The organism is Mesorhizobium sp. B3-1-7, assembly GCF_006439385.1.
GTDB lineage: Bacteria > Pseudomonadota > Alphaproteobacteria > Rhizobiales > Rhizobiaceae > Mesorhizobium.
In genome coordinates this window covers 100,965-121,566 of the sequence record NZ_VFTL01000004.1, presented here as the reverse complement: position 1 = coordinate 121,566, position 20,602 = coordinate 100,965, and the positions used below count along the sequence as shown (strand labels likewise).

Here is a 20,602-nt window from a genome sequence, read left to right as displayed (position 1 = left end):
GCGCCATGCGCGATTTTGCGAAGGATCATTCCGCATTGGCGCTGAATACGGCAACGCTTGGCCACAACCTCGACGGGTACGGTGCGGGCTGGTCGATCGAGCGTGTGCTCGATGCATGCGCCGAACGCGGTTTCGGCGGCATCGTCTTCTGGCGCCGCGAACTCGGCGATCGCGCCATTCAGATAGGTGAACAGGTTCGCGCCGCCGGTCTGAGGGTGGTCGGGCTGTGCCGCGCGCCATATCTCACCGGGCCCCTGGCGCTGCCCGACCGCGAGGCGGTAATGGATGACTTCCGGGCTGCGATCGATATGGCTGCCGGCCTCGGCGCGCCTGTTCTGACCATCGTCGCCGGCGGGGTAGAGCCGGGAACAAAAGGCATCGGCGAAAGCCTCAAGGTGGTTGCGGATCGTGTTGCCGAAGCGGCGCCCTACGCGGCTGTCAGAAACATTCGCCTCGCCATCGAGCCGCTGCATCCGGTTTATGGCGGCGACCGATCCTGCCTGGTGACGATGCGCGACGCGGTCGACCTTTGCGTCGCCGTCGATGCACCCAATGTGGGCGTTGCGGTCGACGTCTACCACGTCTGGTGGGATCGTACGCTGGCCGACGAATTGCTGCGGGTCGGGCCGAGGCGTATTTTCGGCTATCACCTTTGCGATTGGCTGGCTCAGACCCGCGACGTGCTGCTCGACCGCGGCATGATGGGAGACGGCGTGGCCGACCTGAAGGCGATCCGCGCGGCGGTGGAAGCGGCTGGCTATGACGGGCCGTGCGAGGTGGAGGTGTTCTCGGCGCGAGACTGGTGGAAGCGTGATCCCGGGGACGTCCTGGACGCATGCGTGGAGCGCTTCTGCTCCGTTTGTTGAAGACGAAGGTTTGACAGCGCTCGCAACCCCGCCCTGGGCAAGGGGGACTGTTGCGTGGTCAGCCGCCGCCTGCGAAACAGCCTTCTGCCGCGCTCAGATCGGTCCCGAGATTAATGCATGTCGCGCAAAAGTGTGCAGCGGTTTTGCGATAACGACATGGATGAAAATAAAGCCTTAAAGCGCGTCGCCTGAATCCGCTTCAGCGCGACGCGCTTTAGTCTTTCGGCCGCTGGCTCTTCTGTCGGAAGGCCGCCAGGCCCTGCCGAAGATCCTCGCTGCCGGCGGCGATACGCCCGGCAAGGGCGTCCAGCACGCGCTCGCGCTCCTCGCCTTCAACGGCATTGATGAGCATCTTGGTCAGTTCGACCGCGGTAGCGGACCTGCTTGCAACGACCGCGGCAAGGTCCTCGGCCGCTGCCAGGCCGCGCCCTTTGTCGACGACCTTGTCGACAAGCGACAGTCTCAACGCCTCGTCGGCGGAATAGACCTCACCGAAGATCGACATGCGCCGGATAAGCTGCGGGCCGAAACGACGGGCCGCGCGCTGGGTTCCTGACCAGCCGGGTATGATTCCGAGGCTGGTCTCGGGCAGACCGATACGGGCGTGGCCTTCCGCAATCCGATAGTCGGCGCAGGCCGCCAGTTCCAGGCCTCCGCCGAGGCAGTGTCCGTTCAGGACGGCAATGACCGGCTGCGAAAGCCTGGCGAGAGCGTCGAAGCCGGCGTGGCCGTCGCGGATCCAGTGGCGTGCGAACTCCGCTGGACCGAGGGCGCTCCAGGCGGCGACATCGCCGCCCGCGCAGAATGACTTGTCGCCTTCGCCGATCAGGATCAGAACCTTGGCTGCGGAACGCTCCACTGACCTGCACAGCGGGACGAGCGCATCGACCATCGCCGCGTCAAGCGCGTTCAGCTTTTCAGGCCTGCGGATGGTCAACCGTGCGACGGGTCCGTCAACGCTCAGGTCGAGACGAGGGTCGCTCACAACCGCAGCCCTATCGGCTGGTCAAGAAACAGTGCCTCGTCCATCACCTTCAGTTGGGGGGAGACCGAGAGCGGTGTGGCTGCCTGCTGCAGGACGTCACGTTCGAGGTCGAGCCCCGGCGCTATTTCGGTGACGACCAAGCCGTCGGCCGCCAGCCGGATGACGCATCTTTCGGTCACATAGGTGACGTCCTGGCCCTGGCTGCGGGCGCGCGCCCCCGAAAAGCTGACCTGATCCACCTTCGGCACGATCTTGGCGACCTTGCCTTCCTTGTCGATGACCAGATTTCCGTTTTCCAGCCGCATCTTCGCGCCTGCATTGAAATTGCCCGAGAACACGATCTTACGCGCCCGCGAGGTGATGTCCACGAAGCCTCCGGCGCCGGCGGTGCGGTGCGGCGCCGACGAAAGCCGCGAGACATTCACGGATCCGTCGGATCCGATTTCGAGGAACGACAGCAGGGAACAGTCAAAGCTGCCGGCCTGGAAGTATGTGAAAAGGTGCGGGGAAGCGACGAAGGCCTCTGCGTTGGAGGCGCAGCCGAATTTGAAATCGAGCAGCGGCACGCCGCCCACCGGACCTTGTTCTATCACCCAGGTGACGGCGCCGTGCAGGCCCTCCTCGATCAGGATGCGAGGCACGTTGGCGGAGATGCCGAAGCCGATATTGACGGCCCAGCCCGCTCGAAGCTCCTGCGCGACCCGGCGTGCGATGACCTTGGAGACATTGTATTCAGGCGTACGGAATGTGCGCAGCGGCCGGAACAGTTCGCCCGATATGGCTGGATCGTATGCGGTTCCCGTGGTCTGCAGTTGATCCGGAGCTTCGACAATGAAGTCCACCAGGATTCCGGGGACCCGCACCTCATGCGGCCGCAGCGTGCCTTGAGCCGCAACGCGCTTGACCTGGGCGATGACGATGCCGCCGCAATTGCGCGCCGCAAGCGCCATCTCCATCGCACCGAGGGTTGCCCCTTCCTGCTCGAAGGTAAGGTTTCCCTTCTCGTCCGCCGTCGTCGCCCGGATGATCGCCACGTCCGGCTTGAGGGGTGGGAAGTGGAGCCATGTCTCGCCGTTGAACTCCACGCGCTGCACGATCGGTGACTTCCGTGCCGCGTCGTTCATGGCCCCGCCTTCGAGCGCCGGATCGACAAAGGTGTCCATGCCTACCTTGGTCAACACACCCGGTCGGTGCGCCGCGCCCTCGCGCAGCATGTCGAACACGACGCCTGAGGGGAAATTCCAGGCCGCCACGTCGCCAGCGAGAATGCGCTGCCAGATCAGCGGCGGCTCGGCATTGGTAGGCCCCGATGGATATGAGCCGCCGATGATGCGGCTGATCAATCCTGGCAAGGCGATGTGGTCGACGCCCTTGGTGCCGAACATGTCGCCCGCGGCGATCGGATGGATGGTGGTGATGTTGCGGGGTGCCCCTTCGACTGTGAAACGTTCGCCGAGCGCTTCAAGCACGGCGTCCGGACACAGCAGACCGGACGACGAATTGACGGCTACCACCGCTCCGTCGCGAATCTGGGTGACGGCCTCCGCTGCGGACCTGACCTTGCTCACGTTTCCTCTCCACAAAGCTTGAATAAGTAACTAAACAGTTATATCGTTGGTATAACCGCCCGCGGCTTTCAAGGCAAGCTCCGGGCTGACCACAATGAGTGGGAGGATTTCGATGAATATCATGTTCCAGAAGGCGAACCAGAGAGTGTTCGGGACCTTCCCCCTCAAGGGCGATGCGCTGCGCAACGCGATTGCGGCGGCAATCGACACCGGATACCGCGCCTTCGACACGGCCCAGGCCTATGGCAATGAAGCCGACACTGGTGCCGCCTTGGCCGAGAGCGGCATACCTCGGGACGAGCTCTGCATTACGACAAAGGTCACCGTGGAGAACTTCTCGCAACAGCGGTTCATGTCATCCGTCGAACAGTCCTTGCGGGATCTGAAGTTGGATCGTGTCGACATTCTGCTTCTTCACTGGCCGACGCCAGGAGGCGACATCAAGCTCTCGCTTGAACTGCTTCAGGAGGCGCAGGAACGGGGTTTCGCCAGCACCATCGGAATTTCGAACTACACAGCGGCGATGATGCGGCAGGCGAGGCAGATCACCGGCGTGCCGCTCGTAACAAATCAGGTGGAATTCCATCCGCTTCTTGACCAGCGCAAACTGCTGGCGGCCGCGAGTGAGACGGGCATCCCTCTATCGTCCTACTGCTCGGTCGCGCGCGGCGAGGTTTTCAAGCATCCGCTTTTCGCCGATATCGGCGCCACATACGGCAAGTCGGCCGCCCAGGTCGTGTTGCGCTGGATCCTGCAGAAGGGTTTGCCGATCAACACGATGTCCACCAAGCCAGGCAACATCCGCTCGAATTTCGACGTTATGGACTTCACCTTGTCGAGTATCGACATGGGCCGCATCGACGCCATGAATGCCGTCGGTTTCCGCGTTGTTGGGAAGCGGCTGATCCCTTATGCACCGGATTTCGATACCTGAGCGCGCGAACAGGGAAAGTGAGCAGATCCGAGGTGACTGGCAAATGCTAGCGGTTGCCTCGGATCAGGTCCGACGCATGCTCGCCGATCATGATTGTCGCTGCATTGGTGTTTGAGCCGACCAAGGACGGCATTGACGAGCTATCGCAGATGCGGACGCCATCCAACCCGTGCACTCGCAGGAGAGGGTCGACCACGGACATCGCATCCTTCCCCATCTTACACGTGCAAGTCGGGTGATACGAGGTCCGACCGTAGCGTCGCGCATAGGCTTCATGGTCTGACTGCGAGCGCACGCTTGTGTCAGGGAAACGGAGCTCCTTGATGAATTTGCGCAGCGAAGGCTGATTGAAGATCTCCCGGCCGATCTTGATGCCTTCGACCGACACTCTCAGATCGTCGGGCTCCGCGAGGAAATTGGGGTCGACGATTGGATTGTCGCGTGGATCCGGCGAGCGGAGCGTCACGCTCCCGCGCGATTTCGGGCGCAGCGTATAGCTGTTCAATGTGATGCCGGACGATCCTTTCGGAACCGACGGCACGCCCGCTTCCGCGCCGGCTCCCGCCAGGAAGTGGAACTGCAGATCGGGAACCGAACCCGCATGGTTCCCCGAGGAATGCCAGAAGGCGCCGCCCTCGACCACGTTCGACGTTATCGGCCCGGTCCTGAACAGCGTGTACTGGATACCGGCCCACAGCATCCAGTGCGTCTTGTTGTATTTGTCGAGTGAATCGTGGCCTTTCAGCTGGGCCACGATGTCGATGCCAAAATGATCCTGAAGGTTCTGTCCGACACCCGGAAGATCCTGGATCGCTTCGATGCCATGGTGACGAAGGTGATCGGCAGGGCCGACGCCTGACAGCATCATCAGCTTCGGCGTGCCTATCGCCCCGGAGGTGACCAGCACTTCGCTGTCGGCGTTTATGACCTTCAGTGAGCCGCCGACCGAGCATTCGACGCCAACGGCCCGGCGGCCCTTGAAGACGATGCGATGGACCAGCGCCCCTGTGATCAGCGTCAGGTTCGGGCGTGTCAGGGCAGGCTTGAGGTAGCCCACGGCAGCCGAGCAGCGGCGGTTGTTGCGCGTTGTGATCTGGTAGATGCCGGCGCCTTCCTGCTTCGCGCCGTTGAAGTCCGGATTATAGGGCAGCCCGTATTCCTGGCAGCTCTGGACGAATGCGCGCGAGACGACGTTCGGATCTGGTATGTTCGATACGCCGAGCGGTCCGTTGGTGCCGTGCAGCTTGCCGGAGAGTATGCTGTTGCCCTCGGAACGGAGGAAATATTTCCGGACGTCCTTGAACGCCCAGCCGTCCGCGCCTTCCTCGTTCGCCCAGCGGTCGTAATCGGTCTCGTGCCCGCGGGTATAGACCTCGGCATTGATGGACGAACCGCCGCCGAGAACCTTCGCCTGGGCATAAAGAATTTCGCGGTTGTCGGCGTGCTTCTGCGGTGCCGTCACCAGCCCCCAGGTGAGCGGCCCCGTGGTCATCTTGGCGAAGCCGACCGGCATATGGATGTAGGGATGGCTGTCCTTGCCGCCGGCCTCGATGATACAGACCCTTACAGCCGGATTCTCGGACAGGCGCGCGGCAAGCACGCAACCCGAAGAGCCGGCGCCGACGATCACATAGTCGAAACCTGTCGTCATCACTTGATCCAGTGCGCACGCTTGCCGACCTCGATGTGGACGGACTTCACCTGTGTGTATTCCTCCACGCCGTACGTTCCGGCCTCTCTTCCCCATCCGGACTGCTTGAACCCGCCGAGCGGCATCTCCGGCCCTCCGGCCATGATCGTGTTCACCCAGAACCGGCCGGCGCGCACGCGCCGCGTCACCACCAGCGCCTTGTCTATGTTCTTTGTCCACACGCTGGCAGCCAGGCCATACACCGTATCGTTCGCGAGACTGATGGCCTCCTCGACCGTGTCGAAATGGAAGGACGACAGGACGGGCCCGAAGATTTCATCGCGAGCAATCGACATCCCGGGTGTGACCCCCGAAAACAACGTTGGCGCGATATACTGGCCGCCGCCAAGATCCAGGGCCTGCCCGCCGGCGACAAGCGTCGCCCCTTCGGCCTTGCCCTTGTCGATATAGCTCAGGATGGTTGAATTCTGCGCATCGGTGGTGATGGCTCCGACCTGCGTCTTCGTCTGCAGCGGATCGCCAACGACTATCTTGGCCATCTTGGCGGCAAGGATTTCCTCAAACTCGCGGGCGACCGAGCGCTCCACGATGACGCGGCTCGACGACACGCAGCACTGGCCCGTGTTGAAGCTTATGCCGAAAGCCGCGCCGTCCGCCGCATCCTCGAGGTCGCTGTCCGCAAAGACGATGATCGGATTCTTGCCGCCCAGCTCCAGGCCGAGCTTCTTGAAGTTCGAGTCGGCAGCCGCATGGACGCATGAGCGTCCGACGGATGTCGATCCGGTAAAAGACAGCATGTCGACATCGGGATGCTCGCTCAAAGCCTGACCAATCGTCCGGCCCGATCCGGTGACGACGTTATAGACGCCGTCCGGCGCGCCGGCTTCGGAAAGGATTTCGCCAAGCAAAAGCGTCGTCGCGGACGTGACCTCGGAAGGCTTGACCACCACGGTGCAGCCGCTGGCGAGGATGAACGGAACGCGTTCGCAAAGGATCAGGAACGGGAAGTTCCATGGTGTGATGAGCCCGACCACGCCGACTGGCTCGCGCAGCACCATGCCGAAAAGGCCGTCGCCGAGACTGTTGAAGCTGTCGCCGTGCAACAGCCTCGCGGCGCCCGCGCCGACCTCGAAACAGGCGATGCAGTGATCGATCTCGCCGCGCGCCTGGGAGATCGGCTTGCCGTTCTCGAGGACTTCCCAATAGGCGATTTCATCACGGCGGCGGCGCAGAATGTCGGCCGTCCTTAGCAGCACGCCGGCCCGGTCGGCCCCCGGCAGTCCGGCCCACCGGCGATCCTCGAATGCGCGGCGCGCCGCGGCGACGGCGGCATTGAGGTCGTCCACCGTGCATCTGGGCGTAAGCGTCACCGGCACGCCGTGGCCCGGCGACCGGCGCTCGAACATGGCGCCGCCTTTGCGCCAGCATCCGTCCGACCAGAAACCAAATTCGCGCGGTGCATCCGGGAGGGCTGCGCGGTCAGTGAAATCGAGCATGGAATGCCTCCGTTCTGGCTGTGCGCCGGCCGTCCGCGATCCGTTGCGGGCGGAACGCGCCGGCGCCTAGTTCAATACGATTTGCGTCTTGAGATCCTGGGGCCGCTCGGCCAGGGTCTCGAAGGCGCGCTGGATGTCATCGAGCGGGAAAGTCGCGCGTGTGAACGCCTCGGTCCGAAAGCGGCCGTGCGACAAAAGTGTCAGCGCGTCGTGCATGTCTTCTCCCATGCCGGCCACCGAGCCCTTCAGACTGTTCTCCTCGAGGATGGTGCGCAGGATATCGACCGGCACCGTGTCGTGCGGCCCGGTAAGGCCAAAGAAAGCGACATGGCCGCCCTTGCGGATGAGCTCGAAGGCGAGCGCGTAGAGCCGTGCGGAGCCGACGCTCTCGATCACCAGGTCCGCCCCCCGTCCACCGGTCCTTTTCAAGACCTCTGCCTTAAGCAGGGCAGGATTGGCAACGGCTGCATCCGCACCGGCTTCAAGGGCAAGGCGGCAACGGTCTTCCGACAGGTCCGCGACAATGATTGGGGCGGCGCCGCACAAGCGCATCATCTGGACATGCAGATTGCCGATCGGTCCTGCTCCGAGGATCACGACTGACTGGCCGAAACTCGCGCGCGCCTTGCGCGCGGCGCGCACCACGCAGGACACCGGCTCGGTCAGGGCAAGCACCTGAACCGGCACATCGTCCGGCGCCTCTATGACGAGCCGCGCCGGCACGCAGACATATTCGGCGAACGCGCCGTCGCGCCCGATGCCCACCTGCGTCATCGAGGGGCAGTTGAGGACCTCGTTGCGGCGGCACCAATAGCACTCGCCACAGCCGATATTGACGTCCGCGACGCAGGTCGTGCCTGGCTTGATATGCTTCACACGCTCGCCCGTCGCGGCGACGGTCCCGGCAAACTCGTGGCCAGGCACGAGCGGCAGCCGGTCGGCGGCATAGTGACCGTTGAACATATGGATGTCGGTGCCGCATATGCCGGTCCGCGAGACGCGGATCAAGGCGTCGTCGGGGCCAACCTCCGGTACGGCGACCTCAAGCAGATCGAAACGGTGCGGAGCTGTCAGAACGGCCGCGCGCATTGTTGCCATGGCGTGTCTCACTTCACGGTGCGAAGTTTGGAGCGGTCGATGGTCAAAGCGATCGCGACGATCAGCACTAGACCAAAGACCATTTGCTGCTGCGTCGCGGCGATGCCGAAGTAGAGCATCGAGGCGCGGATGACCGCCACGATCAGCGTGCCGATCGCGGTGTTGAGCACACCGCCGACGCCGCCCGTCAGCGGCGTCCCGCCGACAAGCACCGCGACGATGGCCGGCAGAAGGAAGCCGTTGGCAATCGTCGGCGCGCCGCCCGACAGCTTGACGGAAAAGAGTAGCCCGGCCACTGCGGCCAGCGCTCCCGATATGGCAAAGGCGAGGATCTTGTAGCGGGCGACGTTGAGGCCGGACGCGGCCGCGGCCAGTTCGCCGGCGCCCACGGCCTTCAGCGCCCTGCCGAGGATGGTGCGCCGTTCTATGATCAGGCAGATTGCCAGCAGGCCGAGCGCGATGAAGAGCTCGTGCGGCACGATGCCGGTTCGACCGATCATCCAGCCGAAGGTTTCGTTGCGCTGTGTTGCGTCCATGTTCAGGGCTCGATTGCCAGACAGCCATTGCGCCACCGAGAAGCACACGCCGCCGACGGCCAGCGTCGAGATGAAGGAGGGAACGTACATGCGGGTGGTCAGGTAGCCGGAGAGGGTGCCCAGCGCGAAGCCTGCAAGGATGCACAGCGCGGCAACCCATATGCCCAGCGACGCCAGATAGACCGAGGCAACCACGGTGATCATGTTCGCCATCGACTGAGCCGACAGGTCGATGCCGCCGATGTAGATCGCGAAGGTCAGTCCCAGCGCCATGATGAACAGCGGCACGATGTCGCCTGCAAGGCTCAGCAGATTGGCCGGCTTCAGGAAGCTCGGATCGGCGATGCCGACGATCGTGACCAGGACCAAAAGGGTGATCCAGGGGAAGTGTGGCTTGAGGCGTTGGATGTCCATGTGGCCTCTCAGATCATGTAGTGCAGAAGGTCGTAGAGCGTCGGCTTGGAGCCGGGAACGCAGTCGAAGCGCTTCTGGATCTCACCGTCCTTTATGACGACGATGGTGTGGGAAAGGCCGATCGCCTCCTCGAGCGTGTCGGCGACGAGGATGACGCCGACCCCATCGTCGCACATCTCCCTGATCATATCGTACACATCCTCTTTGGCGCCGATATCCAGGCCTCGGGTCGGATGGTCGAGAAGCATGATATCGGAGCCGCCCGACCGCCATTTGGCGAGCACGACCTTCTGCTGGTTGCCTCCGGAGAGGTTGCCGCAATCGGCGTATTCTGAACTTGCCTTGATGGAGAGCTTTCTGATCCACGTCCTGGCAAGGGCACGCTCGTCAGCCACGTCGAGCCAACCCATCCGAGCGTAGCGCGGCATTTGCGAGAGCGTCATATTCTCGTAGACATTCATGCCGGCCACGATCCCTTCGACCTTGCGCTCGCGCGGTACATAGCCGACGCCCCGTTCCACCGCGCCGCGAGCCGTCAGCCCGGGGATGATCTCGCCTTTGACCTTCAGAGTGCCCTTGATGGGCGCGCGCATGCCGTAAATGGTTCGAAGGATCGCTTCGCGGCCGGAGCCCTCGGTGCCGACCAGGCACAGCACCTCGCCGGCATGCAGCGTCAGCGAGATGTCGCGGACCCGTCCGGGCAGGCTGACATCCGACAGCTCGACCAGAGGCTTCGTTGCGTCGTAGGGCTTTTGCCGCTGCTCACGATAATATTCCTTGTCGACGTGGCGGCCGACCATCTTGTGCTGAATCGCCTCCGGCGTCGCCGCGCCGCGCGAGACGACATCGACCACCTGACCGTCCTTCATCACGTAGATGCGGTCCGAGAGCTCCATCACCTCGTCCATGCGATGGGACACGAAGATGAATGAAGCGCGCGCCGTCAGCTCCCGCACGAGCTTGAACAACAGCTTTACCTCTTCCTCCGCCAGCACCGAGGTCGGCTCGTCGAGCAGGACGACCAGATGACCCTGCACCCGTTCCTCCAGGGTCAGCACCTTGGCCAGTTCCACAAGCTGGCGCTGCGCGAAGGAAAGACTTGAGGTGACCGCGCGCGGGTCGATATCGAGCTTGACCTTGGCGAGCTGCTTCCTGGCGGCTTTGGCCATTGCCTTCCAGTTGACCACGCCCAAGCGCGAAAACTGGTCCTCATAGCCCAGGAAGATGTTCTCCATCACCGACAGATTGGTGACCAGCGATTGCTCCTGGAACACCATGCCGATGCCCCTTTCCATCGCATCGCGGGGGCCGCTGAACCGCACAGGCTTGCCATCGATGAGGATTTCGCCGCCATCGGGCTGATAGGCGCCGTAAATCACCTTCATGAGCGTGGATTTGCCGGCGCCATTTTCGCCAACCAGCCCGACGATCTCACCGCGACTGATGGAGAAGTCGACGGATTTCAGCGCCCTGACGCCGGGAAACTTCTTTTCGACGGCTCTCAATTCGTACATGGCGCCCTCACTTGACGAACGCGACCGAGCGCCGGTCCGTCGACAGGATGACCGCGATGATGACGAGCAGTCCGAGAACGGCGGCCTGCAGGAAGTCGGGCAGGCCGATGACCACCATGCCGTTGTTGATCACCGCGACAATAAGGACGCCGACAAGCGTGTTCCACACTCCACCTACGCCGCCCCACAGCGCCACGCCGCCAACCACGACCGAAGTGATGGACATGAACATGAAATTGGATCCGGTGACCGACTCGGCCTGGCCGAGCTTCGCCACCTGCAGGATCGCGGCTATCGCATAGAAGAAGCCGGCAAGCGAAAACCCCGCCATCCTCACCTGCCGCACCCGCACGCCCGAGGCGTGAGCGAGTTCCTCGCCGCCGCCGACCGCGTAGAAATAGCGTCCAAGGCGGGTATGGGCCTGGATGAACCAGGCAAGAACGAGGCACAGGCCCGCGACATAAACCATCAGCGGGAAACCGAGAATGCGCCAGGTCAGCAGGGCGCGGAACGTCGGATCGTTGAATTTGACGATGTCGCCGCCAGTCAGCAGGATCGCGGCGCCCGTGCCGACGAATCCAAGCGCGAGGCTCGCCATGAAGGATGGTATTTTCAGCTTGACGTGAATGAGGCCGTTGACCAGGCCGACCGCGGCCCCGACGGCAAGAATGACCGGGATTGCGATCCAGCCGCCCGACGCGAGCGTTCCGCCGAGCGCCAGCATCAGGAAGCAGAACAGGACCGCTGTCAGGGAAACGACACCCTCCATGGAGAGGTCGATGGAACCCATCACGATGATGAAGGTCACGCCGACCGCCACCATGAGCGCGGGCGTAGCCGCGATCGCGATGCGCGCGAAGTTGCGCTGCGACAGGAACGACGGGTTTATCGCCGTGAACAGCACTATGAGCGCGAGAAGCACTAGCAAAGGTGCCCAGCGGATCGCGTTCTCCCGCGTAAGGATGCGTGGCAACTTCGGCCTCCCGTCCAGACGTGCCGTTGTGGAGGGGGCGGCCCTGAAAAAGGCCGCCCGATCGAGCTTCGTATTACTTGTACTTGATCTGCCCGTTGCCCGGACCCCAGAAGTCCTTCCAGTTGTAGGACGGAACGGTATCGAGATATTTGGCCTTGAAGTCCGCGGCATCCTTGTTGGAGATCAGGATCGTCGGGCCGTAGAATTCGCGGTGCTCCTTCGGCTCTTCGGAGGGTTTGAAGGCGCCGGTCGCTGCATAGTAAGCGAGCGCCGCCGTGATGCCGCCGCCCCAGTGCGGATTGGTGAAGACGGTTGCCAGGAGCTTGCCGTCCATGACGAGCTTCACCGCCTCCGGATTTCCGTCATAGGCCACTATCGGCATACCCTCGATGCCTTCGGCGCGTAGGGCCTCGATCACGCCATACGCGATATTGTCATTTGCGCAGTGAACGCCGGTGATCTTGTCGCCGAAACGGGTCAGGAAAGACGCCATCAGTTCCGTACCCTTGGTCGTGTCCCAATCGGCCGGCTGGGCGTCGAGAAGCTCGATGTTGGGAAAATCTTTCAACGCGTTCTTCAAGCCATTGAGGCGTTCGATGGCCGGATTGTTGGCGGCAATGCCGCCCAGATGCACGACGCCACCCTTGCCTCCCATGGCCTCGAACAGGATACGCGCTGTCTGCTCGGCCGGCTTCTCGTCCGACCAAGTCATATGCGAGACGTAATTGTCGCCGATGTCCCAGGGATGCAGGTCGTCGGTCTTGTTCCAGATAGTGGAAATGTAGGCGCCGGCATCCCGCACCGCCTCGACCACGGGACGTGCGTTCGGGCTGTCGTTGGCGTCGCAGGCGATTGCGCATTTGCCGTTGGTTTTGGCAAGAAACGCCTTGATGTCGGCCAGCGATTTTTCGGAGGAGCCCTCGTTGATCAGCGAGACGAGGGAATCCTTCGGTTTGCCGAGCGATTCCACGAAAGCCTCTCCACCCGACACGATCGAGTTCCAGTAAGCCGAGGCGCGGTCGCGGTAGGACCAGGCGATCGCCGGGTCAGTGAGAGCCGCCTGAGCGCCGCCGCCGCCCAAGCCGAATGGCACGGCCATGGCTCCCATGCCGGCAGCCGTGGCGAGCAGGAAATTGCGCCGGTTGATGGTCTCGCGCTCGATGAAATCCTTGATGAAAGTCGACATGCTACCTCCCATTTGGCAACGACCCGCAGGCGCGGGCACCTATTGAGCAACGTCGAGAGTCTGGCCGTCCAAACCGCTCCCCTGGTCGCTTAATGCACCATCTAGTTACTTCCTTAACGAGCGAGAGTCAAGCGCCGGCGCAATGCGCGGCCTGTTGACTTCTCGAACAATTGAAATGACTTTCAGCGTATGATCGATCGTCGCCTACACGCTGGAACTGGAATCAAGGGAGCGACCAAAGTGGACGCAACGTCCGACAAATCAGGCAATGTCGCCAAGAAGAAGCGGCTTCGGGATGCCGAGGCGACCAAGCTTCGCATCCTGGAAGCGGCAAAGAGCGATTTCGCCAAGAACGGGCTCGGCGGCGCCCGCGTCGATGTCATTGCGGCAAAGGCCAATGCCAACAAGCGCATGATCTATCATTATTTCGGCAGCAAGGACGGTCTCTTTCAGACGGTTGTGGAAAACGCCTATATGGACATCCGCACAGCCGAGCAGAAACTTCATCTCGACGACCTCGAACCGAGGGATGCCCTTGAACGCCTCGTGCGGTTTACATGGCAATATTATCTGAAGAATCCTGAGTTTATCACCTTGGTCAACAGCGAGAACCTTCACCGCGCAAAGCATGTGAAGAAGTCCGAGCTGATCAAGACCGCCAGCCGCAAGTTCGTCGCCATGGTGTCAAGCATCCTCGAGAGGGGCGTGAGCAGCGGGGATTTTCGTGCGGGGATCGATCCCGTGCAGCTGAATATTACGATCGCCGCCATCGGATATTATTATCTGACGAACCGCTTCACGGGCTCAATTATTTTCGAGCGCGACCTGATGGACAAGGGCGCCCTAGATCAGCGCTTGGAGTTTAATATCGATACCATTATGCGGCTTGTGCGCGCGTGACACTGCCTGTGGACGCTGACGGCGTCGAGATGTTCCGCCCTCCAGCTTGACGATGAAAGAGGCGGCATGAGGCTGATCGGGCCAGTGCGTGCGACGGCTAAGCGCAGTCGGGCATTCACGATTTTCGGCGTTGATTGAGTTCGGCAACCAGATCGTCGGATAAGCGACGCACGGACATGTTTCTTGTCAGCAGAACCAGCTTTGCGGTCTCCTCAAGCTCTTCGGCCGCGAAAACCGCATCGCGAAAACTGCGGCCCGAGACAACCGGGCCGTGATTGGCCAAAAGAACTGCGGCATGGCCGGGCGCGCGTGCTCGTATCAAGGCACCGGTGTCTGCCGATCCAGGATGTGTGTAGGGTATGAGAGGCACACGCCCCACCCGCATCACGACATAGGGGGTTATGGGCGGGATCGTATCCTCGGGATCGGTGTCCTCGAGGCAAGATAGCGCTGTGGCATAGGTCGAGTGCAGGTGCACGACGCCGGCGGCCTGTGATCGCGACTCATAGAATGCCATATGCAGCGGAATTTCCTTGGTCGGCGCGTCCCCCGAAACGGCGACGCCATTCCAATCGAGTTTTGTGAGCTTGGAAGCTTCAAGATATCCCAGGCAGGAATTGGTCGGCGTCACAAGAAAACCGTCGGAGAGCCTCGCCGACAGATTGCCTGAGGAACCGGCGGTATAGCCGCGCTTGAAGAGCGACCGGCCCCAGCGGCAGATTTCGTCGCGAAGCTGCTGTTCTTCCAGTGTCATCGGCTGCTGCCTTTCAGCATGTTCAGGGCGCGTTGAAAGAAATCATCGGCGCCGAAATTGCCCGACTTCAACGCCAGCGCGAGACGCGGCGGCCCGTCGAGAACCAGCACGGGCACGCCGATGTCGATCTCGGAGCCGATGCGCATCGGTCCTTGCCCCAGCGCTGAGGCAACCGCGCCGGACGTCTCCCCGCCAGCCACGATCATGCGGCGAAAGCCGGCTGCCGCCGCTTGCGTGGCCAGCGAGGCGAAAAAATACTCGAACCGGCCAGCAAGCTCCGAGCCGCCATATCGAGCCTGCGCCGCCGACACAACCGCCGGATCCGCGGAGGAGAAGACCAGCGGGGCAACGTCCTTGTGCTTTTCGATGAAAGCAAACGCCTGCTTTGCGACCGCGTCGCCGTCGTTGCTCAAAGCCTCGGCACCCAGTTCCATGGAAGGGTGCGTTTGCCGGTAGAGCGAAACCTGGCGTCGTGTCGCCGCCGAGCAACTGCCGGACAGAACCAGCGCCGGACCATGCGCGCCCTGGAAGCCCTTGGAGGCGCGGCTGGCGCGAATGCCGAAATTTCCCGGTAGCGCGAGAGCGATGCCTGATCCACCAGTGACCAGCTTGTGACCGGCGGCGGCGCGGCCGAGCTTGACAAGGTCGTCGTTGAGGATCGTGTCGGCGACAACCAGCCGCTCGCCGGCGGCTTCGGCGTCGGTAAGCGCCTTGCCCAGCATCTGTGATCGGACGGCGTGCAACGGAAGATGTCCAACCTTCAGGTTTGTCTGGCGCGCCAGCCAGCGCCGGATATCGGCGTCCGTCATCGGCGTCAGCGGATGGCTTTCCATGCCGGATTCACTAAGCAGCTTGTCCCAGACGAAGAGATGGCCCTGATAGACCGTGCGCCCATTCGCCGGAAAGGCGGGGCAGACGAGTGCCAGCGGCGCCTCCAGTTCATCGAGCAGCGCCGCAGCGACCGGCCCGATATTGCCTTGCGGAGTCGAATCGAATGTCGAGCAATATTTGAAAACGATCTGCTCGGCGCCATTTGCAACGAGCCAACGGCAAGCGGCGATGGATTGCGCGACCGCCTCGTCGGCAGCGATCGAGCGAGTCTTCAGCGAGATGACGGCCGCATCGATGTCCGGTTGTGCCGGATGTGCGGGCGTGCCGATATACTGCAGCGTCCGTGCCCCGGCCTTGGCCAGCGTATTCGCGATATCGCCCGAGCCGGTGAAGTCATCACCGATGACGCCGATCCGCATGGCCGTCAGTCGTGCGTGCGCTGCTGCCAGAAGGTCACGGCAAGCTGCTCCAGATGCGTGCGCATGGCTTGCTCGGCGCGGTCGGGATCGCGCGCGGCGATGCCTTCATAGATCGCCTTGTGCGCCTCGAAAGCCGTCTTTTCCTGCCCCTTGGCGGCAAGCGTGACGGTGCGCTGTTCCTTCAGCCATTCCGAAATCTGGTCGTGCAGCGCGATGAAGACCGGATTGCGCGCCATCTTCGCCAGTTCGAAATGGAAGGCGATGTCGGTCGAGGTAAACCGCTCGCGGTTGCCTATCGCTTTGCGATTGGCTTCGAGCGCAGCCGCCAGCGCCTCAAGGTCCGTGGCCGTCGCGTGGCGGGCTGCCTCGCGCGCCAACCCGACTTCGAAGAACAGGCGAGCGCCCTGGAAGTAGCGATGCCCCTCCTCGGTCGAGAGCATCTGGCGCACCGCCGGGGCCATGCCGGTGAAGATATGCGAGGCCGTCGGCATCAGTACCTTGGCGCGCGCGCCGTTGGTGAGTTCGACGAGCCCGGCTTTCTGCAGCGAGATCAGAGCCTCGCGGATTGCCGGCCGGCCGACGCCGAAGCGCATCTGCAGGTCGCGCTCGGGCGGCAGTTGATCGCCGGGCTTCAGTTTGCCGGACAGGATTTGCGCCTCGAGATGCGAGGCTACGTGCTCGAAGAGCTTCTTGCGTTCTATGACGAGAGGGTCGACCATAGACCTTTCATACCATCATACTTGACAACCATGCAACTGCTTGCAAGGATGACGGCAAGATAAACCAAAACAAGGCCGGATCGGCGAACGGCTTCGTTCGCCGAGAGCGCGTTTCCGACAGCGATCGGAAGCGAAGGCACGGCCTTGCCAAAAACACCCCTCGGCGGGTCAGGGAGCGAGAAGACATGCGGATCGCCATTTTGGGCGGCGGCGGCGCGATGGGCGGCATTTTTGGCGGATACCTAGCCCGCGCCGGCAATGACGTCACGCTGATCGATGTGTCGAAGCCTGCCGTGGCGGCAATCAACGACAACGGCCTGACGATCGAGGAGAAGGACGGCACTCAGCCGATCATCCGCGTTCCCGCAAGCACGGAGCCTTCCAAGGTCGGGCCCGTCGACCTCATCATCAATTTCGTCAAATGCTACCACACCGATGCCGCGGTCCGCGCCGCGGCGCCGATGATCTCGGGCGATACCGCGGTGCTCAGCCTGCAAAATGGCTGGGGAAACGCGCCGCGCATCGCCGGCATTGTCGGCGAAGACAAGGTGCTTGTCGGCCTGACCTATCACGGCGGCACGCTGCTTGGTCCCGGCAGGGTGAAGCATCCTGGTGTGGGGATGACCTATATCGGCGAGCTGAGCGGCAAGACGACGCCGCGTCTGGACAAGGTGATCGAAACCTTCCGCGCCGCGCAGATCGAAACCACGAAATCGGAACGCATCCTGGACGAGGTCTGGAAGAAACTTGCCTTGAACGCCTGCACGCTGCCGGTCGCCGGCCTGCTGCATTTCATGTCGCACGAACTGGTCGCTTTTGACGCGACCAAGTCGCTGATGGCCGCGATCCTCCAGGAGGTCGTGGCCGTTGCCGATGCGCAAGGCATTTCGCTCGATTACGACGAACGTTGGGCGGCCATCACCGGATTGCTCGAGAAGGCGGTTGGCGGCAAGGCCTCGATGCTGCAGGACGTCGAGGCCAGGCGCCAGACGGAGATCGAGGTGATCAACGGCGCCATCGTCGATGCCGGCAAGCGCATCGGTGTGGCGACGCCGGTCAACGACGCGATGGTCTGGATGATCCAGGCCAAACAAGCCCACTATCTTCAGGCAAAGGCATAACGATGCCGGCCTTGTCGTTCAGCGTTTGAGGCTTGAGATGGCGGCGCGCCTCGAAGTCTCGCAGCTCTCGAAATCGTTCCCCGGCGTGAGGGCGCTCGACGACGTATCGATGACGGTTGAGCCCGGCGAAATCCGGGCTCTGCTGGGCGAGAATGGCGCCGGAAAGTCGACGCTCGGCAGGATCGTCGCCGGTGTCTATGCCCGCACCAGCGGCGAGGTGCGCCTCGATGGCGTCGCTCTCGGCGAACTCGATGAGAAAGCGGCCGGCGAACTCGGCATCGGCATCGTCCATCAGGAAGGCTCGCTGGTGCCGCAGCTCTCGGTCGCGGAGAACATCTTTGCCGGCCGGCAGCCGACGAAATGGCTCGGCCAGGTCGATGTGAGACTGATGCGTGAACGAGCCCATGCTCTCATCGCCCAACTCGGCGTTGCCATCGATCCAGCGATGAAGGTGGCGTTCTTGTCGCCGGCCCAGGCGCAGATCGTCGAGATCGCCAAGGCGCTGTCGCGCGAGTTGAAGCTTTTGATCCTTGACGAGCCGACGGCGGCCCTGACCCTGACCGAAACCGAAAAGCTGTTCGAGATCGTGCGTCAGCTGGCCAGGGACGGCGTTTCGGTCATCTATGTATCCCACCGCCTCGCCGAAATCTTCTCGCTCTGCAATTCGGTCACTGTGCTGAAGGATGGGCGGCTGGCGGGCACCCGAAAGGTCGCCGAGACCACGACGGACGAATTGATCCGGCTCATGGTCGGGCGCGAGGTCCATCTCGCGCGCTCGGCTTCGCCACGGCAAGTGGGGCCGATCGTTCTTGAGGCCAATGAGATCTCCGCGCCGCCGCTTGTGCGATCGGCTTCGATCACCGTGCGTGCGGGCGAGGTCGTCTGCCTGGCCGGATTGATCGGCTCAGGGCGGAGCGAATTCTGCGAGGCCATCTTCGGTGCCAGGGCCCGCAGGGCCGGTGAAATCCGCATCGCAGGCGCGCCGATCAACCCGCAGGGACCATGGGACGCCAAGCACGCCGGCATCGGCATGGTGCCGGAAGATCGCAAGACCTCGGGCCTCTTCCTGGGAATGGATCTCGTCAACAACATCGCCGCAACGGTCCTGTCGAAGGTCTCGTCGGGCGCCAATTTCTCCAACAGGAAGGCCGAGGCGCTGGCCGGCAACTTCATCGGCGAGCTGCGCATCTCGACGCCGAGCGTGCACAAGATCGTCGGCGAGCTCTCCGGGGGCAACCAGCAGAAGGTGCTGCTGGCAAAATGGCTAGCCATGGAGCCCCGCCTGCTCATCGTCGACGAGCCGACGCGCGGCGTCGATGTTGGCGCCCGCTCCGAAATCTATCGTCTCCTGCGCGGCCTCGCTGAGCGGGGCGTGGCGCTATTGGTCGTCTCTTCGGATCTGCCCGAAGTGCTCGCGCTCGCGGACCGCATCGTCGTGATGGCCGAAGGCCGAACAGTCGGAGAACTCGCCGGCGAAGGCGCGACCGAAGAGCAGGTTCTGCGGCTGGCGACCCGGTTCACATCGTCCGTGGCGGACGTACGCAAGGAAGCGGTTGGAGCATGAGCTTGGCACAGATTTCCCGCAACGAAGCGCAGGCGCCGGTGGAGCAGCGCGAGGCCTTGCCGCTGCGCATCGTGCGCCGGCTGGCCAATTCGCGCGAGCTGACATTGTTCGTTCTGGTCGCGCTGCTGGCGCTGGCGATGACCATCGTCTATCCGCACAATTTCCCGACCGGACCGAATATGCGGGCCGTGCTTTTGAACCTCGCGCCCGTCGGCATCCTCGTCTGCGGCATGATGCTGCTGATGATTGCGGGCACGTTCGATCTTTCGGTCGGCTCGACGCTGGCGCTGGCCGGCGTATGGGCCGGCGTTGTCGCGGGCTGGTGGGGCTGGCCCGCCGAGGCGGCTCTCCTCATCGGTGTCGTGGTTGGGGCTGTGGCGGGGCTGATAAACGGGCTGATCGTCACCCGCATCGGCATCAACGCGCTGATCGCGACGCTCGGCACGCTGACCATCTACCGCAGCCTCACCTATGTGACGGCCGGAACGGGCGTCACCCCGATCTCGGACAGCTTCGCCGAGTATGGCCGCGCCGCCGATCCTATCTTGCGCATCCAGTCGCCGTTCTGGGCAATGCTGGTTCTTGTCCTGATCGGCGGCTGGCTGATCGCCCGCACCCGCTTCTTCCGCCAGTTCTATTTCGTCGGCGGTAATCCTCGTGCGGCGCAATTGTCGGGCATCCGCGTCGACAGGCTGATTCTCATCGGCTTCGTGATCATGGGTGCGCTGGCGGGTATTGCCGGCGTGCTTGGGGCGGCGCGGCTGAACAGCGCGGTCGTCAATGCCGGCGTCGGCATCGAACTCAAGGTCATTACGGCGACGGTGCTCGGCGGTGCCAGCCTCAAGGGCGGCGAGGGCACGGTTCTGGGCGGCATTCTTGGTGTGCTTTTCATCGCCCTGATCGAGAACGCCATGATCATCAATGCGGTCGGCGTGTTCTGGCAGGGACTGGTCGTCGGTCTCGTCCTGCTGTTCGCCGTCTCGCTCGACCGCTTCAAGACCGCGGGCCGCGCCTGATCGGGCAGCAAGCGGGGGAAATCCGGCCAGAGCCGGGGGAACTGCAAAAACTGGGAT

The 20,602-nt window shown here is 62.9% G+C and carries 18 protein-coding genes; 6 read left to right on the top strand and 12 right to left on the bottom strand.

Annotation, left to right across the window (positions count from 1 at the left end; all coding sequences use genetic code 11):
- The first annotated feature begins 5 nt into the window (after positions 1–5).
- Positions 6–866 (top strand): sugar phosphate isomerase/epimerase family protein, encoded by an 861-nt coding sequence (locus FJ417_RS04905; RefSeq protein WP_140782682.1) that lies wholly within the window; start codon positions 6–8, stop codon positions 864–866.
- 214 nt (positions 867–1,080) lie between these two features.
- Here FJ417_RS04905 and FJ417_RS04900 read toward each other — a convergent pair whose 3' ends face one another.
- Positions 1,081–1,851 (bottom strand): enoyl-CoA hydratase/isomerase family protein, encoded by a 771-nt coding sequence (locus FJ417_RS04900; RefSeq protein ID WP_140782681.1) that lies wholly within the window; start codon positions 1,849–1,851, stop codon positions 1,081–1,083.
- Entirely contained in the window at positions 1,848–3,419 is a 1,572-nt protein-coding gene (locus FJ417_RS04895; protein ID WP_140782680.1) for an acyl CoA:acetate/3-ketoacid CoA transferase, read from the bottom strand. The genes FJ417_RS04900 and FJ417_RS04895 overlap by 4 nt, the downstream gene beginning before the upstream one ends.
- Before the next feature lie 112 nt (positions 3,420–3,531).
- Here FJ417_RS04895 and FJ417_RS04890 point away from each other — a divergent pair, with 112 nt between their 5' ends.
- Positions 3,532–4,353, top strand: a complete 822-nt coding sequence (locus tag FJ417_RS04890; protein ID WP_140782679.1) for an aldo/keto reductase — start codon at positions 3,532–3,534, stop codon at positions 4,351–4,353.
- A 46-nt stretch (positions 4,354–4,399) separates the two neighbouring features.
- Here FJ417_RS04890 and FJ417_RS04885 read toward each other — a convergent pair whose 3' ends face one another.
- From FJ417_RS04885 to FJ417_RS04855, 7 genes are all read right to left on the bottom strand, one after another.
- On the bottom strand, positions 4,400–6,004 hold the full coding sequence (locus FJ417_RS04885) for a GMC family oxidoreductase N-terminal domain-containing protein (RefSeq protein WP_140782678.1): 1,605 nt from the start codon (positions 6,002–6,004) through the stop codon (positions 4,400–4,402).
- On the bottom strand, positions 6,004–7,500 hold the full coding sequence (locus FJ417_RS04880; RefSeq protein ID WP_140782677.1) for an aldehyde dehydrogenase family protein: 1,497 nt from the start codon (positions 7,498–7,500) through the stop codon (positions 6,004–6,006). The genes FJ417_RS04885 and FJ417_RS04880 overlap by 1 nt, the downstream gene beginning before the upstream one ends.
- A gap of 66 nt (positions 7,501–7,566) precedes the next feature.
- A complete protein-coding gene (locus FJ417_RS04875; RefSeq protein ID WP_140643806.1) occupies positions 7,567–8,598 on the bottom strand; it encodes an alcohol dehydrogenase catalytic domain-containing protein in 1,032 nt (343 codons plus the stop codon).
- Positions 8,599–8,606: 8 nt separating this feature from the next.
- The gene (locus FJ417_RS04870) at positions 8,607–9,548 is read right to left on the bottom strand and encodes an ABC transporter permease (protein WP_140643808.1); all 942 of its coding nucleotides are present in this window, start codon (positions 9,546–9,548) and stop codon (positions 8,607–8,609) included.
- Between the two features lie 8 nt (positions 9,549–9,556).
- Positions 9,557–11,062: a sugar ABC transporter ATP-binding protein gene (locus tag FJ417_RS04865; RefSeq protein WP_140782676.1), complete on the bottom strand. Its 1,506-nt coding sequence runs from the start codon at positions 11,060–11,062 to the stop codon at positions 9,557–9,559.
- 7 nt (positions 11,063–11,069) lie between these two features.
- Entirely contained in the window at positions 11,070–12,035 is a 966-nt protein-coding gene (locus tag FJ417_RS04860; protein WP_140653956.1) for an ABC transporter permease, read from the bottom strand.
- Between the two features lie 73 nt (positions 12,036–12,108).
- On the bottom strand, positions 12,109–13,221 hold the full coding sequence (locus tag FJ417_RS04855; protein ID WP_140782675.1) for a sugar ABC transporter substrate-binding protein: 1,113 nt from the start codon (positions 13,219–13,221) through the stop codon (positions 12,109–12,111).
- 189 nt (positions 13,222–13,410) lie between these two features.
- Here FJ417_RS04855 and FJ417_RS04850 point away from each other — a divergent pair, with 189 nt between their 5' ends.
- Entirely contained in the window at positions 13,411–14,121 is a 711-nt protein-coding gene (locus FJ417_RS04850) for a TetR/AcrR family transcriptional regulator (protein WP_140653959.1), read from the top strand.
- 115 nt (positions 14,122–14,236) lie between these two features.
- Here FJ417_RS04850 and otnC read toward each other — a convergent pair whose 3' ends face one another.
- The 3 genes from otnC to nanR are packed head-to-tail and all read right to left on the bottom strand — an operon-like array spanning position 14,237 to position 16,844.
- Positions 14,237–14,875 (bottom strand): 3-oxo-tetronate 4-phosphate decarboxylase, encoded by a 639-nt coding sequence (gene otnC, locus FJ417_RS04845; RefSeq protein WP_140782674.1) that lies wholly within the window; start codon positions 14,873–14,875, stop codon positions 14,237–14,239.
- Positions 14,872–16,125 (bottom strand): 3-oxo-tetronate kinase, encoded by a 1,254-nt coding sequence (otnK, locus tag FJ417_RS04840; protein ID WP_140782673.1) that lies wholly within the window; start codon positions 16,123–16,125, stop codon positions 14,872–14,874. Before otnK ends, otnC begins: the two co-directional genes overlap by 4 nt.
- Before the next feature lie 5 nt (positions 16,126–16,130).
- Positions 16,131–16,844, bottom strand: a complete 714-nt coding sequence (gene nanR / locus FJ417_RS04835; protein WP_140653964.1) for a transcriptional regulator NanR — start codon at positions 16,842–16,844, stop codon at positions 16,131–16,133.
- 185 nt (positions 16,845–17,029) lie between these two features.
- On the opposite strand from nanR, the gene FJ417_RS04830 reads away from it, so the two are divergent.
- From FJ417_RS04830 to FJ417_RS04820, 3 genes are read left to right on the top strand one after another with little or no spacing between them, the layout of a single operon-like run.
- A complete protein-coding gene (locus FJ417_RS04830) occupies positions 17,030–17,965 on the top strand; it encodes a 2-dehydropantoate 2-reductase (RefSeq protein ID WP_140782672.1) in 936 nt (311 codons plus the stop codon).
- A 37-nt stretch (positions 17,966–18,002) separates the two neighbouring features.
- Positions 18,003–19,529 carry a sugar ABC transporter ATP-binding protein gene (locus FJ417_RS04825; RefSeq protein WP_140782671.1) on the top strand — a complete coding sequence of 509 codons (1,527 nt, stop codon included), beginning with the start codon at positions 18,003–18,005 and terminating at the stop codon, positions 19,527–19,529.
- Positions 19,526–20,545: an ABC transporter permease gene (locus tag FJ417_RS04820; RefSeq protein ID WP_140782670.1), complete on the top strand. Its 1,020-nt coding sequence runs from the start codon at positions 19,526–19,528 to the stop codon at positions 20,543–20,545. Before FJ417_RS04825 ends, FJ417_RS04820 begins: the two co-directional genes overlap by 4 nt.
- Positions 20,546–20,602 lie beyond the last annotated feature (57 nt).